The sequence below is a fragment of the Corynebacterium sputi DSM 45148 genome, from assembly GCF_000427865.1.
Lineage (GTDB): Bacteria > Actinomycetota > Actinomycetes > Mycobacteriales > Mycobacteriaceae > Corynebacterium > Corynebacterium sputi.
On record NZ_ATYV01000010.1, the window covers coordinates 1 to 16,449 of the forward strand.

The 16,449-nt window shown below is 62.1% G+C and carries 9 protein-coding genes and 1 pseudogene; 8 read left to right on the plus strand and 2 right to left on the minus strand.

Annotation, left to right across the window (positions count from 1 at the left end; translation table 11 throughout):
• Window positions 1-64 precede the first annotated feature (64 nt).
• Window positions 65-253, plus strand: a pseudogene (locus YWU_RS15515) (IS3 family transposase); the annotation flags it as partial.
• A 237-nt stretch (window positions 254-490) separates the two neighbouring features.
• Here YWU_RS15515 and YWU_RS0106175 read toward each other — a convergent pair.
• The gene (locus YWU_RS0106175) at window positions 491-1,456 is read right to left on the minus strand and encodes an esterase/lipase family protein (RefSeq protein ID WP_027019781.1); all 966 of its coding nucleotides are present in this window, start codon (window positions 1,454-1,456) and stop codon (window positions 491-493) included.
• 386 nt (window positions 1,457-1,842) lie between these two features.
• Here YWU_RS0106175 and rplJ point away from each other — a divergent pair, with 386 nt between their 5' ends.
• The 5 genes from rplJ (at window position 1,843) to YWU_RS0106200 (ending at window position 11,790) form a co-directional block, all read left to right on the plus strand.
• A complete protein-coding gene (gene rplJ, locus YWU_RS0106180) occupies window positions 1,843-2,358 on the plus strand; it encodes a 50S ribosomal protein L10 (RefSeq protein WP_027019782.1) in 516 nt (171 codons plus the stop codon).
• 73 nt (window positions 2,359-2,431) lie between these two features.
• Window positions 2,432-2,815: a 50S ribosomal protein L7/L12 gene (rplL, locus tag YWU_RS0106185; RefSeq protein ID WP_027019783.1), complete on the plus strand. Its 384-nt coding sequence runs from the start codon at window positions 2,432-2,434 to the stop codon at window positions 2,813-2,815.
• A gap of 176 nt (window positions 2,816-2,991) precedes the next feature.
• Window positions 2,992-3,963, plus strand: coding sequence for a cell envelope lipid trafficking protein PgfA (gene pgfA, locus YWU_RS0106190; RefSeq protein WP_027019784.1), 972 nt, complete (start codon window positions 2,992-2,994; stop codon window positions 3,961-3,963).
• Window positions 3,964-4,215: 252 nt separating this feature from the next.
• Window positions 4,216-7,704, plus strand: a complete 3,489-nt coding sequence (gene rpoB, locus YWU_RS0106195) for a DNA-directed RNA polymerase subunit beta (RefSeq protein WP_027019785.1) — start codon at window positions 4,216-4,218, stop codon at window positions 7,702-7,704.
• Between the two features lie 114 nt (window positions 7,705-7,818).
• Window positions 7,819-11,790, plus strand: a complete 3,972-nt coding sequence (locus tag YWU_RS0106200) for a DNA-directed RNA polymerase subunit beta' (RefSeq protein WP_027019786.1) — start codon at window positions 7,819-7,821, stop codon at window positions 11,788-11,790.
• Window positions 11,791-12,067: 277 nt separating this feature from the next.
• Here YWU_RS0106200 and YWU_RS0106205 read toward each other — a convergent pair whose 3' ends face one another.
• On the minus strand, window positions 12,068-12,865 hold the full coding sequence (locus YWU_RS0106205; protein ID WP_156892736.1) for a hypothetical protein: 798 nt from the start codon (window positions 12,863-12,865) through the stop codon (window positions 12,068-12,070).
• Between the two features lie 188 nt (window positions 12,866-13,053).
• On the opposite strand from YWU_RS0106205, the gene YWU_RS17480 reads away from it, so the two are divergent.
• Both YWU_RS17480 and YWU_RS0106215 read left to right on the plus strand, forming a co-directional pair.
• Entirely contained in the window at window positions 13,054-13,650 is a 597-nt protein-coding gene (locus YWU_RS17480) for a hypothetical protein (protein ID WP_051260113.1), read from the plus strand.
• A complete protein-coding gene (locus YWU_RS0106215; protein WP_027019788.1) occupies window positions 13,647-16,406 on the plus strand; it encodes a vWA domain-containing protein in 2,760 nt (919 codons plus the stop codon). Before YWU_RS17480 ends, YWU_RS0106215 begins: the two co-directional genes overlap by 4 nt.
• The last annotated feature ends 43 nt before the right edge of the window (window positions 16,407-16,449 follow it).

Below are 16,449 nucleotides of genomic sequence, written 5' to 3' on the forward strand. Positions count from 1 at the left end.
AGCCGGGATCGTGCAGTCGATGTCTAGGCGGGGCAACTGTTTGGATAATTCGCCGATGGAGTGCTTTTTCGGCCATCTGAAGCAGGAGATGTTCGTCGGCCGGGACTTCAGCAGCATTGATCAGCTGGCGCTGGAGATTGATCAGTACATGCGTTGGTACAACTACCAGCGGATTCAAGAAAAGCTCGGCGCAATGTCACCGGTGGAGTACCGACAAAGCATTGCGTGGAGGTTCGACTCAGTATCGTGTTAACTACGTCTCTTTAACTTTTGGGGTTCAGTTCATTCATTTCGGTGCGCTGGCACAAAACCCCCTTCCTGGATTATCGCCTGTCGTATATGTGCAGGTAGGGGAGTCGCTCCGATTTAGAATCAAACTCTTTAGGGGTATCTGTGACATCCGGCTAAAACGAAAAGGGGGCGGAGTGGCACGGAGGCGCCGTCAGGTAGGGCCGACGACGACCTCGCGGCCGACTCGTCAGGTGAGGAACTAGCCGATTTTTCCGAGGAGCGGCACTACGAAGCCGCGGGCTGTCGGCCGGCGGAGTCTGGAAGGGTCGCCCGAAAGGGTGTCGAGGAGGATCTCTGCGGTGCGCGGGGAGTAGAGGATTGAGAGGTGGTCGCTGAAGTCCCGCGAGTTTCCGTGGTCTTGGACGCAGTGGTTGATGACCTCGGTGTCCGAGTGGTCGTACGGTGATTCCGGGTCGGGTGTGCCGAGGAATCCGGAGTGGTAGGGGGTGACGACTTCGTCGTAACGCGTTGTGATCATCGTGTGCTTCACACCAGCGGCTGGGCCTAGGTCGGCGACGCTGTCGACGATGAAATCCGAGTCGATCATCTGATCCACCGCGCACTGGCCGACGAACTTCTTCGCGTAACCGCGGATAGAGACTCGCTTCTCAATCCAGTTTCCAAGCGTCGCGATGCCACTCAGGGTCGTGCCTTGGTGGGAGGAGGAGATGCCGATGGCATTGCGAACTTTCGGCAGGCGCTTGCCAGTGGAAGGATCCGGCTCGCCCTTGCGGGAAGAGAGGTTTGCGTAAAGCACTACCTGAGCACCGCCCTGCGAATGGCCAATGAGATCGACCTGCTGGGCGCCAGTATCCTCTAGGACTTTGTTGATGAACGCGGCGAGTTCGACCTGCGATTGGAGGATGCCGTCGCTGGCATAGACCGCCCGGGCTCGGGAGACATAGCTGTCAGCATCCTTGCCGTAGTTCGTGGCGAAGACCCGGTGGCCGTTCTCGACGAGAAGCGGGGCAATGTCCGCCCAGGTGCAATAGGAGTTCATCCAGGTGCCGTGGACCAGGACGACGGGAACTTGGCCGTCCTCCAATGTGGTGTCCCAATCGTTTACGCCCAAAGGCATGGCATTGGGATGCTTGTGAGAGTGGATGAAGGCCGGAAGAAACTTCTTGTGACGCTCGCGGTTGGAATCTGCGTTGCTGCTGCTCATGCCATGACGATAGGCCGAAGATCCGACCTGTTCATCGGGTTTTCACGTATCGACGGACGGCAATTTTGTCCAGGCCGGGTCCGTGTGTAGGGTGTGGGAAGAAGTTTGACCACGACGTCGTAAAGCAAAAATGCTTGAAGGTTTCGTGGAGACTCAAGTTTCACCGAAGACCGTCGGTCCCTTCGCACAGCGAAGGTGAAGGCCAACATTCAGTTGGCGGCCCACGCAGGTAGGACTGGAGCATGATCTTCGCGTTGTCGAGCGCCGCCCTCGGGTGTGCTGCGGACGTGCTGAAGATGACGCCCTGACGCCTACTGCGTCGGGGCGTTTATTGTGTGTCAGCCCTACTGGCGGTTCCCACGACCATCAGGAAGGAGGCGAAGTACATGGCAGTCAATGACTCCAAGCGCGCTGCAGTTGCAGAGCTGAAGGAAAAGTTCGATTCCGCTAACGCGACCGTTCTCACCGATTACCGCGGTCTTTCCGTCGGTGCCATCTCTGAGCTGCGCCGTACCCTGGGCGAAGACGCTCAGTACTCCGTCGCCAAGAACACCATGATCAAGCTCGCCGCAGCAGAGGCGGGCGTCGAGGGCCTGGACGAGCACCTGAACGGCCCGACGGCTGTCGCTTTCATTAGCGGCGAGTCTGTCGATGTCGCGAAGAAGCTCAAGAAGTTCGCTAAGGACAACCAGAACCTCGTGATCAAGGGCGGCCACGTTGACGGCGTCGCTATCGACGCTGCTCAGTTTGATGCCCTCGCGGAGATGGACAACCGCGAGACCACGCTTGCAAAGCTTGCTGGTGCTTTCAATGGCGTTCTGGCGAACGTCGCCGGCCTGCTCGACGCTCCGACCGCTTCGGTGGCCCGCCTTGCTGCGGCCCTCGAGGAGAAGAAGCAGTAGAGCCGGCTTCGGCCAACACACACCCCGTACGTACCGCGGCGCGTTCGCCGCACATTCCATTTAGGAGATTCACATGGCTAAGTTCACCACCGCTGAGCTGCTCGAGGCATTCCAGGAGATGACCCTCGTCGAGCTGACCGAGTTCAAGAAGGCCTTCGAGGAGGAGTTCGACGTCACCGCTGCAGCTCCGGTTGCTGTCGCCGCTGCAGGTGGCGCTGACGCAGGTGCCGCTGCTGAAGAGCAGACCGAGTTCGACGTCGTCCTCGAGGACGCCGGCGCCAAGAAGATCGGCGTCATCAAGGCTGTCCGCGAGCTCGTCTCCGGCCTGGGCCTGAAGGAAGCCAAGGAGCTCGTCGAGGGCGCACCGAAGGCCATCATCGAGGGTGCAAACAAGGACGACGCTGAGGCTGCCAAGACCAAGCTCGAAGAGGCTGGCGCCAAGGTTTCCCTCAAGTAAGAGGATTCACCGACTTTCTGTCGGTGTATGCCGGCCGCGTGCCGGTGACCAAACCCCGTGCTGTTCCGGAATTTCTCCGGTCCGGCGCGGGGTTTTGCCGTACCCAGACTGCGGGCTGTGCGGCAACTGCGTGGTGACGGGTCCGACGGCAGCTGACAGTCGCTAGAGTTATATCCATGCTGTCACGTACCCAACTTATTTCTGTGCTGGTTCTCGGCCTCGGCGCAGCCCTCCTCGTCATTGGTTCGGTGCTGCCCAGGATCACCGATCAGCAGCCCAGGGTACCTCTTGATCTGCCGGATACGACCTTCGTGATGGAGTCAGATTCGGCCGTGACATCCCGAATTGGAGAAGACGGCTTCCGTGAAGAAGTTGAGGGTCCGGTACGGCGACAGTTCCATGCCGAGGTGATTGAGCCCTCCGACAAGGACACCATGTCGCTGCGCGTGGGCGCGTCGATGACGCGCCCGGGGGAGGAACAGTCCGGCAACGTCTTGGATGGCCTGGTGCAGGCTCAGACGTGGACGTTCACCGTGGACCGGCTCACAGGCCTCCCGACGGGCCCAGCGAGGCTTTTGGATCAGCCCATGGGCGTCCCCGTTGAGGTGGAGATGGGCGGCAACTGGGTGAAATTCCCGGCCGATACCCAGGAAGAGACGTACCCGGCGTTTGAAGACGCGCTGAGGCAGAGCGTGGACGCCGAATTCACCGGATCTCAGGAGCGAGACGGCCACCGCCTGCTGTCGTTCCGTCAGACGGTTGAAGACGTGAACGTCGCCGAACTGTATGGCGCTCTCTACACCAGCGCTCAGTTTCCGGGTGAGGGAGACGAGGCCGTGGAGGGGGACCTGATGTACTCCGCGACACGTGACTGGTTGATCGAGCCGGAGTCCGGAATGATCGTCAACATCGCCGAAGATATCGACGCGCGGTGGGAAAGTGAAGACGGGGAACGTCTCGGTACAGCACTTTTGTTCGAAGGCGAGATGACTCAGGCTAACCAGGATGACCTGCTGGAACAGGCTCTGGAAGTCGGAGACGTGACGAATGTTCGACCGCTGGGCATTGCATTGGCGGCAATCGGTGCTATCTTGACGGCGGCCGGTTTGTTCGGGGCTCTACGCCCCGCACGCGAACCACGGGGCTGATTTGCCTGTGACCACCGACACCTAGTAGACACGCGACCCTGTTTCATATAACATGAGCTGTTGCGCTGGAATTAGGTGTGTCGTAGTGTCTCTAACTCCGATTGATGTATCCCCGGTAGGCGGTATTTCGCCTGCTCAGGTTCTCGTCCGGAGGCTGAACGTACGCATTCCTGTTCCTGCAGTTTATACGCTTACAACCGAGCGGAATTAGGGGGCGTCGCGACCGCGTGGCGTGACCCCGCTCCGCGTGAGGTGCTGGAAGGACGCATCTTGGCAGTCTCCCGCCAGACCAAGGCAGTGGCAGGTATTCCCGGAGCTTCGAAGAGGTACTCGTTCGCAAAGATTAGCGAACCGATCCCTGTTCCGGGTCTGCTCGATCTTCAGCTCGATTCCTTCTCATGGCTCGTCGGCACCCCGGAGTGGCGCGAGCGTCGCGCCGAAGAGGCTCCGAACGAGGCCGACCCGAAGAGTGGCCTCGAGGAAATTCTCGCGGAGCTTTCTCCGATCGAGGACTATTCCGGAAAGATGTCCCTCACCCTGTCCGATCCGTGGTTCGACTCCGTGAAGAACACGGTGGACGAGTGCAAGGACAAGGACATCAATTACTCGGCTCCGCTGTACGTCACGGCTGAGTTCGTTAACCGGGAAACCGGTGAAATTAAGTCCCAGACCGTCTTCATCGGCGATTTCCCGATCATGACGGACAAGGGAACCTTCATTGTCAACGGCACCGAGCGTGTCGTCGTCTCGCAGCTCGTCCGTTCCCCGGGCGTCTACTTCGACGAGAGCATCGACAAGTCGACCGAGCGCCCGCTGCACTCGGTGAAGATCATCCCGTCGCGCGGTGCGTGGCTGGAGTTCGACGTCGATAAGCGCGACACCGTTGGCGTCCGCATCGACCGCAAGCGTCGCCAGCCGGTGACCGTCCTGCTGAAGGCATTCGGCTGGACCACCGAGGAGATTAAGGAGCGCTTCGGCTTCTCCGAGATCATGATGTCCACCCTGGAGAACGACGGTGTCGCGAACACCGACGAGGCTCTGCTGGAGATCTACCGCAAGCAGCGTCCGGGCGAGCCGCCGACGCGCGAGTCCGCACTGGCCCTGCTGGAGAACAACTTCTTCCGCCCGCGCCGCTACGACCTGGCTCGCGTCGGTCGTTACAAGGTCAACCGTAAGCTCGGCCTGGCTAACGATGGCTCCGGTGAGATGACCCTCACCGAGCAGGACATCGCTACCGCGATCGAGTACCTCGTGCGCCTGCACGACGGTGACAAGACGATGGATTCCCCGGCCGGCATCGAGGTTCCGGTTGAGGTCGACGACATCGACCACTTCGGTAACCGTCGTCTGCGTACCGTCGGTGAGCTGATCCAGAACCAGGTCCGAGTCGGCCTGTCCCGCATGGAGCGCGTCGTTCGCGAGCGCATGACCACGCAGGACGTCGAGTCGATTCAGCCGACCACCCTGATCAACGTTCGTCCGATCTCTGCCGCGATCCGCGAGTTCTTCGGAACCTCGCAGCTCTCGCAGTTCATGGACCAGAACAACTCTCTGTCGGGCCTGACGCACAAGCGTCGTCTGTCCGCACTGGGACCGGGCGGTCTGTCTCGTGAGCGCGCCGGCCTGGAGGTGCGAGACGTCCACGCTTCGCACTACGGCCGTATGTGCCCGATTGAGACCCCTGAGGGTCCGAACATTGGTCTGATCGGCAACCTGTCGGTCTACGCCCGTGTGAACCCGTTCGGCTTCATTGAGACCCCGTACCGTCGCGTTGTCGACGGCACCGTCACCGATCAGGTCGACTACCTCACCGCTGACGAAGAGGACCGTTACGTCGTCGCCCAGGCAAACTCGCCTGTCGACGCTGACGGCCACTTCACCGCCGAAACCCTTGCTGTGCGAATCAAGGGTGGAGACGTTGAGGTCGTCCCGGCTTCCGAGATTGACTACATGGACGTGTCCCCGCGTCAGATGGTCTCCGTCGGTACCGCGATGATTCCGTTCCTCGAGCACGACGACGCCAACCGTGCCCTGATGGGCGCCAACATGCAGAAGCAGGCTGTGCCGCTGATGCGTGCCGAGGCACCGTTCGTCGGTACCGGTATGGAGCGTCGCGCAGCGTACGACTCCGGTGACCTCATCATCGCCCCCTGCTCGGGCGTCGTGGAGACCGTGTCCGCAGACTTCGTCACCATCATGGACGACGAGGGTCAGCGCCACACGTTCATCCTGCGCAAGTTCGAGCGCACCAACCAGGGCACCTGCTACAACCAGACCCCGCTGGTCACCACCGGCGATCGGGTTGAAGAAGGCCAGGTCATCGCTGACGGCCCGGGTACCCACAACGGTGAAATGTCCCTCGGCCGTAACCTCCTGGTTGCGTTCATGCCGTGGGAAGGCCACAACTACGAGGACGCCATCATCCTCAACCAGCGCCTGGTTGAAGACGACGTCCTGACCTCGATTCACATCGAGGAGCACGAGATCGACGCCCGCGACACCAAGCTGGGACCGGAAGAGATCACTCGTGAGATCCCGAACGTCGGCGAGGACATGCTCAAGGACCTCGACGAGCGCGGCATCGTCCGCATCGGTGCTGACGTCCGTGACGGCGACATCCTCGTCGGTAAGGTCACCCCGAAGGGTGAGACCGAGCTGACCCCGGAGGAGCGACTCCTCCGTGCGATCTTCGGAGAGAAGTCCCGCGAGGTTCGCGACACCTCCATGCGCGTGCCGCACGGTGAGTCCGGCAAGGTCATCGGTGTCCGCGTGTTCTCCCGAGAGGATGACGACGATCTGTCGCCGGGCGTCAACGAGATGATCCGCGTCTACGTCGCTCAGAAGCGCAAGATCCAGGACGGCGACAAGATGGCCGGCCGCCACGGCAACAAGGGTGTTATTGGCAAGATCCTGCCGCAGGAGGACATGCCGTTCCTCCCGGACGGAACTCCGGTCGACATCATCCTGAACACCCACGGTGTTCCGCGTCGTATGAACATCGGTCAGGTCCTCGAGGTTCACCTCGGTTGGCTGGCCAAGGCCGGTTGGGCCGTCGAGGGCGATCCGGATTGGGCCAAGCGCCTGCCGTCCGAGCTCCTGGACGTCCCGTCTGACTCCCTGGTTTCTACCCCGGTGTTCGATGGTGCGGAGAACGAGGAGCTCGCCGGCCTGCTGAGCTCGTCGCTCCCGAACCGCGACGGCGAGGTGCTGGTTGACGGCGACGGAAAGGCACGTCTCTTCGACGGCCGTTCCGGCGAGCCGTTCCCGTTCCCGGTGTCGGTGGGCTACATGTACATGCTGAAGCTCCACCACCTGGTCGACGAGAAGATCCACGCTCGTTCCACCGGTCCGTACTCGATGATTACGCAGCAGCCGCTGGGCGGTAAGGCCCAGTTCGGTGGTCAGCGCTTCGGTGAGATGGAGGTGTGGGCGATGCAGGCATACGGCGCCGCTTACACCCTGCAGGAGCTGCTCACCATCAAGTCGGATGACGTGGTCGGTCGAGTCAAGGTCTACGAAGCCATCGTTAAGGGCGATAACATCCCGGATCCGGGTATCCCCGAGTCCTTCAAGGTTCTCCTGAAGGAGCTCCAGTCGCTGTGTCTGAACGTCGAGGTTCTGTCCGCTGACGGTGTGCCGATGGAACTCGGCACCACCGACGATGACGAACTGGACCACGCCACGGCCTCCCTGGGCATCAACCTGTCCCGCGACGAGCGCACCGACGCAGACTCCGCCTAACCGGCAGGGTCGCGTCGGGGCCCTCCCCGCACACAGAAAAAGAAATCCACAGTCACGCACACCAGCATGAAACTCCCGCAGCACGAGAAGATCGCGGGGGAAAGGGAATAACAGGTGCTCGACGTCAACAACTTCGATGAGCTTCGTATCGGGCTCGCCACTGCCGACGACATCCGTCGTTGGTCCAAGGGCGAGGTCAAGAAGCCGGAGACCATTAACTACCGCACCCTGAAGCCGGAAAAGGACGGCCTGTTCTGCGAGCGTATCTTCGGTCCCACCCGGGACTGGGAGTGCGCCTGCGGAAAGTACAAGCGAGTCCGCTTCAAGGGCATCATCTGCGAACGCTGCGGCGTCGAGGTGACCAAGGCCAAGGTCCGTCGTGAGCGCATGGGCCACATCGAGCTCGCCGCTCCGGTGACCCACATCTGGTACTTCAAGGGCGTTCCGTCCCGCCTGGGCTACCTGCTCGACCTCGCTCCGAAAGATCTCGAGAAGATCATCTACTTCGCAGCGAACATCATCACCTCGGTCGACAACGAGGAGCGTCACGCGGATCTGGAGACCCTGCGTGCCGACATGCTCGTCGACAAGAAGCTCGTCGAGGATGACCGCGACCAGGAGCTGGCTGAGCGTGCCCAGGTTCTGGAGCAGGACCTGTCCGAGCTTGAGGCTGCCGGCGCCAAGGCCGACGCCCGCAAGAAGGCGCAGAACGCGGCTGACCGCGAAATGCGCCACATCCGCGAGCGTGCGCAGCGTGAGCTGGATCGTCTCGACGAGATCTGGACCACCTTCGAGAAGCTCGAGCCGAAGCAGATGATCGTCGACGAGAGCATCTACACCGAGCTCGTCGATCGCTTCGAGGACTACTTCACCGGCGGCATGGGCGCTGAAGCAATTCAGACCCTCATCCGCAACTGCGACCTGGCCGCTGAGGCCGATGAGCTGCGCACCATCATTCGTGACGGCAAGGGCCAGAAGAAGCTCCGTGCTCTCAAGCGCCTGAAGGTTGTCGCTGCGTTCCTGCAGTCGGGCAACGACCCGGCCGCGATGGTCCTCGACTGCATTCCGGTGATCCCGCCGGAGCTGCGTCCGATGGTCCAGCTCGACGGCGGCCGCTTTGCGACCTCTGACCTCAACGACCTCTACCGCCGTGTGATCAACCGCAACAACCGCCTCAAGCGCATGATCGACCTCGGTGCACCCGAGATCATCGTGAACAACGAGAAGCGCATGCTGCAGGAGTCCGTCGACGCACTGTTCGACAACGGTCGTCGTGGCCGTCCGGTCACCGGACCGGGCAACCGTCCGCTGAAGTCGCTGTCCGATCTGCTCAAGGGCAAGCAGGGGCGCTTCCGCCAGAACCTCCTCGGTAAGCGAGTCGACTACTCCGGTCGTTCCGTGATCATCGTTGGTCCGCAGCTGAAGCTGCACCAGTGTGGTCTGCCGAAGCTCATGGCGCTTGAGCTGTTCAAGCCGTTCGTCATGAAGGAGCTCGTCGCTAAGTCGTACGCGCAGAACATCAAGTCCGCTAAGCGGATGGTGGAGCGTCAGCGTCCCGAGGTGTGGGACGTGCTTGACGACGTCATCACCGGCCACCCAGTGCTGCTCAACCGTGCACCGACCCTGCACCGCCTGGGTATCCAAGCCTTCGAGCCCGTGCTCGTTGAGGGTAAGGCCATCCAGCTGCACCCGCTGGCCTGTGAGGCCTTCAACGCCGACTTCGATGGTGACCAGATGGCAGTTCACCTGCCGCTGTCCTCCGAAGCACAGGCAGAGGCTCGCATCCTGATGCTCTCCTCGAACAACATCCTGTCCCCGGCGTCCGGTAAGCCGCTGGCTATGCCGCGTCTGGACATGGTGACCGGTCTGTACTTCCTGACTCTGAAGAAGCCGGAGCTGCCGGGCTCGTACAAGCCGGCAACCGAGGATCATCCGGAAGAGGGCGTGTACACCAACCCGTCCGAGGCCATCATGGCCTTCGACCGCGGCACCATCGGTCTGCAGTCCCCGATTAAGGTTCGCATTTCGCACCTCCGCCCGACCGCGGAGATCGAGGCGGAGCACTTCCCGGATGGCTGGAACAAGGGCGAGGAGTGGACCACGGTCACGACTCTCGGCCGCGTTCTGTTCAACGAGCTGCTGCCGTGGAACTACCCGTACGTCGAAGGCGTCATGGCGAAGAAGCCGCAGGCTGCGATCATCAACGACTTGGCTGCCAAGTACCCGATGATCACCGTCGCTCAGACCGTCGACAAGCTCAAGGACACCGGTTTCTACTGGGCTACTCGCTCGGGCGTCACCATCACCATGGCTGACGTGCTGGTTCTCCCGAACAAGGCTGAGCTCCTGGACTCCTACGAGCAGAAGGCCGAGACGGTGGAGAAGAAGTTCCGCCGCGGCAAGCTCTCCAGTGCGGAGCGCCACGAGTCTCTGGTCAACCTGTGGAAGGCCGCTACGGCTGAGGTTGGTCAGAAGGTTGAGGCTCTGTACCCGGATGACAACCCGATTCCGATGATCGTGAAGTCGGGCGCGGCCGGAAACATGGGCCAGATCCACTCGCTGGCAGGCATGAAGGGCATGGTGACGAACCCGCGTGGTGAGTACATCACTCGCCCGATCAAGACCTCCTTCCGCGAAGGTCTGTCCGTCCTGGAGTACTTCAACAACTCGCACGGTTCCCGTAAGGGCCTGGCCGATACCGCTCTGCGTACCGCTGACTCGGGTTACTTGACCCGTCGTCTGGTGGATGTGGCGCAGGACGTCATCGTCCGCGAGGAAGACTGCGCTACCAACGACGGCATCGAGGTGGAGCTCGCCTCCTACGCTCTCGACGCTGCCGGTGAGCCGACCGATCAGCTCGTTCGTAACCCCTACGCCGAGACCTCGGCTATGGCTCGTTACCTGTCCTCGGACGTCGTCGACGCCGATGGCAACGTGCTGCTCGCCAAGGGCACCGACCTGCACGAAGAGGACGTCACGTTCCTCATTGAGCGCGGTGCCAGCAAGGTGAAGGTCCGCTCGGTCATGAAGTGCACCACCCCGACCGGTGTGTGTGCGACCTGTTACGGCCGTTCCATGGCTACGGGCAAGCTCGTCGACATCGGAGAAGCTGTCGGCATCGTCGCCGCGCAGTCCATTGGTGAGCCGGGTACCCAGCTGACCATGCGTACGTTCCACCAGGGTGGTGTCGGTGGCGACATCACCGGTGGTCTGCCGCGAGTTCAGGAGCTGTTCGAGGCGCGTGTGCCGAAGAACGTCGCTCCGCTTGCCAAGGCCGCCGGCCGCGTGCAGCTCGACGAGGACGATCACTTCTACTCCCTGACCATCATCCCGGATGATGGCTCGGACGAGATCGTCTACGACAAGCTGTCCAAGCGTCAGGGTCTGGCTGAGGTCACCATCGGTGGCCGCACCCGTACCCTGCGCGACGGTGACCACGTCGAGCGTGGCTTCCAGCTGATCAAGGGTGCCGCCGATCCGCACGAGGTCCTCGAGACCCGCGGTGCGACCGGTGTGCAGCGCCACCTCATTGAAGAGGTCCAGGGCGTTTACCGTGATCAGGGTGTGGCCATCCACGACAAGCACATCGAGGTCATCGTCCGTCAGATGATGCGTCGTGTCACGGTTATCGATTCCGGTGACACCAGCTTCCTGCCGGGATCTCTCGTCGAGCACGCGGAGGCTAAGACCGCGTCTCGCGAGGCGATTCAGAGCGGTGGCAAGGGTGCTCACATGCGTCAGGAGATCATGGGAATCACCAAGGCCTCCCTGGCTACGGATTCCTGGCTCTCGGCCGCCTCCTTCCAGGAGACGACCCGCGTGCTTACTGACGCTGCGATCAACAAGCGCTCCGACAAGCTCATCGGCCTGAAGGAGAACGTCATCATTGGTAAGCTCATCCCGGCCGGTACGGGTATTGCCCGTTACCGCAACATCGCGGTTGAGCCCACCGAGGAGGCTGCTCGCGCAGCTGCTGCACCGTTCACCTCGCTCGGCGAGGATATCTACGGTGCGGAGGACGCTTACGGTGCCGCTCCGGTCGGTCGTGCGGTTCCGCTGGATGACATCCCGCAGTACGACGACTAGGTTTCACCCACCCAGGTGACCGAACCACGTCGACCGCCTCTCTCACCCGTTCACGCGGGAGGGGGTGGCGGTCGGCGTTTTTTGCTTCCCGACGCCCCCAGCCTCCAATCCTCAGCCCTCACCAGACCGAGACCCTCCTGCCGTGGCAGTGACTTCCTCGCTGCGTGGCAATTTAGGGCGTCAGAACGCCGATTTCTGCCACTCTGCGGGTAATCCGTTGCCACCGCGCGAGGTGTTAGTTCCGCGCAGTCAGGGTCCCCGCTTCGCCTCTGCGGCTTTAAGGCCCGATCTGGCGTGCAGCAGTGTCCAGTAGTCCGTTACCCGCATTGCTGGCCTTGATGCGGTCTGGACCAATGTTGTAGGTCGTAGATCCGTTGGTCGCCTGGTACGTCATGCTGTATTGAAAGGCACTCAACACGGGAGAGAGCCCATTGCCCGTCGTATATCCCCTGTAGGTAAGGCTCCCGCTGCTGTTCTCACAGATCGCGGCCCGGACGGTCCCATCAGTGGATTCAGTGACGAACCGAACTGATTCACCGGAAGGGCAGGAGGTCCCGGCAGGGAACCCGTACTGGCTCAGATCTGAGGAACTTGGTGCGGAGGCAGGTGCTGGGGCCGGTTCGTCGACTGTTTCAACAGCCACCGCAGGTTCGTCTTGGAAGGAGTCTTCGGCGGCGACGACCTCGAGCGGCTCCGCGGCGAAGGAATCCTCCTCGCCACCACGAATCTGGAAGAAAGCCCAGATCAACACGGCAATGAGCACGAGCCCGAGGATGATCGCAAGTACGACGAGCACGACGTTGGACTTCTTCTTCGGCTCGGGCTGCTGTGGGGGGTACATCCCCGGCGGAGGGTAACCAGCCACTGGCGGCTGTCCCGGAGGCTGCCCACCACCATTGGGCGGGTACGCGAAAGACTGCGCTCCGTACTGGGGGGAATTCGCTCCGGCCGGCGGCGCCGGCTCAGGGCTAACCGGCGCCGCTTGAGGGGCCGGTCCGCCTTGCGGAGGGAGATACGCAGTGTCCGGAGGTGAGGGCTGAGCCCACTCGTCGAAGTTGTTGCCTGGCTGGTTCACGCGGCTCTCCGCTTCGAATTTGTCGAATCATGGTGTGACCAGCAAATTTTACCGAAGCGGAGCCGCCGGCAATGCCCCCAATTTTGGTGGCACGGCTAGCAGGGGAGTCCTTGCCCGGACCTGTGGCTGAACTACGATGCTAGGTAAACTGGGAACCTTCACCCCTAGCTAATGAGGAGTCGTCGGAAGTGAACTCGAGGAACGACAACCAGGGCGGCGGCCCGGGTTCGTTCGGCGGATTTCCGTCGGATGATTCCGGGGCGCCGGGTTTCGGTGACGGATTAGGAAGCACCGCTGGTAGCAGCCCGGGTTTTGGGTCTGGCGGCTCGGGTTTCTCAGCCTCTCCGTCGGGAGGGTTTGGTGGTGGGGAGAAGGGGACGTCGTCAAGCGGATTTGCCCTTGACGATGGTTCTACGGCGCCGAAGGTGCCGGACTTCTCCGAGCCGCAGCCAACTGCTACCGCTACCGGCCCATGGGGTTGGGTCATCGCAGCTGCGGTGACCGCGATCGTGGGGCTGCTGTTGGGCGGCTACACGCTGTTTGCCACGGCATATTCAGATTCGCTGCGTCCGGTGACCGCGGGAATCGGCTGGTTCCTCGCCGGAATCCTGAGCTTCGTATTGCTTGGAGTCCACGTCACTGAGGACACGAAAAGACAGGCGGCCGGGCCATACATCGGAACGATTGGGCAGGTGTACCTCTATCGCGCGTCGGTCGCGATCGGTTTGCTCGGTGTGATTCTCACGGCTGTGGCGTTAGCGCAGTGGATCGGAGTTCAGCGATGAGCGGACTTTTCCGGCGGGCCGTGGGGCTCGTGACAGCAGCCGGGGTGGCTGGGACGATCGGAGCGCTGGGAGCAGGGACGGCTGCGGCTCAGGGAGTCGACGGACCGATCCCAGTAAATGAGCAGGCCTTTGACAACTTCGCTGCGTGTCTGCAGGGAGCGAACCAGGAGGGTAGCGACTCTCCGACGGCGGACATCCTCATCGTGATGGACCAGTCTGGTTCCTTGGCTGGCAACCACACCGACGAGTCGAATGACCCGGATGCGCTGCGTGTGGACGCCGCTTTGGACTTCGCGCGGTCGATGGCCGATTACGCCGACGACTACGGTGCCTCTGTGCGCCTAGCGGTGTCGGGCTTCGGCGAGACCTATTACCCGGCCGACGGTGGCTGGACTGAGGTCTCCCGTTCCGGTGATGGCACGAACGTCGACGGCACAATCGGCGCCTTCGAGAACCGCGATGACGACCTGTACACCGACTACCCGCAAGCCCTTGACGGCGCAGCCAACGAGTTCGGCACGGATTCGGCGGACTGCCGCAGCGTGCTGTTTTTCTCCGATGGTGCTCCGACAGTGGAAAGCGGAGCGGACACCGGCGCGATCATGGCGGACGTGTGCCGCCCGGATGGTCCGGTAGCGCGGCTGCGCGCGGACGGTGTGCAGGTGTTCACGGTCGGCCTGGCCTCCACGGATGCCGGCGAGACCACTGAGATGCGCCAGACGCTGCCGCAGATCTCCCAGGGGACCGAATGCTCGGGCCTCGGTGCGAATGGCGCCCACATCGATGCTGGTGATGCTGGCGCACTTCTTTCCGCTTTCCGACGGATGGTTCCTCAAGGAGCATCCTTCATTCAGAACGACGTCCCGATGGGGGAGACCCGCTCCTTCGTCTTGGACAACTCCATTACCGAGGTGAAGCTCGGCGCGGTCCCGGATGGCGGTGACACCTCCGCGTTTGCCGGGGCCAGCCCGATGCTGATTTCTCCTGATGGACAGGAGCATGTCCTGGAGCCGGGCCCGAACCAGATTGGGGCCACGGAGGTAGTTGTCGAGGGCAACGAGACCTTCGACGGTGTCTTCGACCTCAGGATGCTCAACGAAGGAGATTGGGCTGGCGAGTGGGCCTTTGGCTATCGGCTCGCGAACCCAGCAGGCGATGCGTCGTACCGCATGTCGGTTGACGTCTCCCCGGGTCTGCGAATCGCCGTGAACAACAGTGGCGAGAACGGCTTCCTCTCTTACTCGAATCAGGACACTATCGAGGTCAGCCTGTTGAACCGCGAAGGACAAACCCAGCGTTTCGACGGTCAGGCGAACCTTTTCGCCACTGTCCTTGGCAACGACGGGGCAGAGATTCCCCTCGGCCCAGTTCCGATGAATATCTCTGAAGGAACCGCACAGGTTCCCCTCGATAACGTGCTTGGTCAGGTATCTGGTGTCCTGAGTCTGCGAGTGGACATCACCACCGCGGACTTCGGGGACGTTCCTGGCACTCCGCTGACCCCGTTGCTGTTCACCAAGGATGTGTCAGTAACTCCGGCGAATCAGCCGAGTTTGCCGAACGCGGTCGACGTGACGATTGCAGGCACTGAGACAACTATCGACATTCCCGTCGGGGAGCCAGGGTCGGTGTGGGTCGAGGACGGCGTGCTGGACATGAATGGAGTTCAGGTCGCTTACTCATCTCCGCACAATTCTCCGGAATCGGCATTGTCTGCCGGTGACGGAACTCTGCCGGTGACCTTCACTTTGGAGCAGCCGGCAGACACTCCCATCTTGAATCAGTCCATCCCGGTTCAGTGGGAGGGCATTGATGATGCCGGAGTGGGAGAGACGAACGTCGGGTTGCGCGGCAATGTCCGCTCCGTCGTTGATGCCGGAACCTTTGGTGTCGCGTTCGTCGTGCTGCTGTTGACGGCACTGCTCATTCCGCTGGGAGTCATGTACGCGATGAAGGCCCTCACCGGCCGCATCCCGAAGACCCCTGGCATCAACGCCATGGCAATCCCGGTGAAGACCGACGGAGGCAGGGTCCTGCGCACGGACCGTGGCGGCGAGTTCGACGTCTCCTTCGAAGAGTTCGCGAAAGCCCCGCGCACCGTCTCAAATGGAAAATCTATTGATCTGGCGGGCAACCGAGTTGCAGTGAAGCTCGGGCTCAGCCCGTTCAGCCCGGCGGTGGCCGTCGCGCAGCATCCGATGTCGATCGCGGATAATGCGGCGACGTCCGGAACCTCGGCACGCCTGCCGCTGGGAGTGCACAACCACTGGTTCATCACGATGGACCCCGTGCGACATGACCAGATCACAGTGGTGTTGGCTCCGGCGGAGAACGTAACCCGCGAGCAGCTGGCGAAGATGGTGGACGCGGTGTGCTTGGATGCGGCTGGCCTCATCGAGCAGTTGACCCGCCAGGCGGTGGAGCACCCAACCGGATCCGGCACCGGCCCATCGGGAACCTCGGGCGGACGAGGAAAGCGCTCTGACCGCAAGGCACCCAAGAACGCTTCCGCAGCCGAGCCCACCGGAGCTCAGTCGGACTCCACACCGCCGGGCCCCGCACAATGGGGCACCCCGGACACCCCAGGCTCCGGAGGGCAGGGATTCGGCTCCGGAGCAGGTAGCTTCGGTGCAAGTGACCCCGGTTCTGGGACCTCTGAGGGCTGGGGCACCGGATATGGTGAGAACCGTGGACGCGAAGACGGCGACGGTTTCGGGGGCTTTGGCTCCCCGGACCAGGGGTTCGGGCCCCGGTAGCCGCCGACAAGGTAATCCGAGTTTCATCCAGAGAATTAGGGGA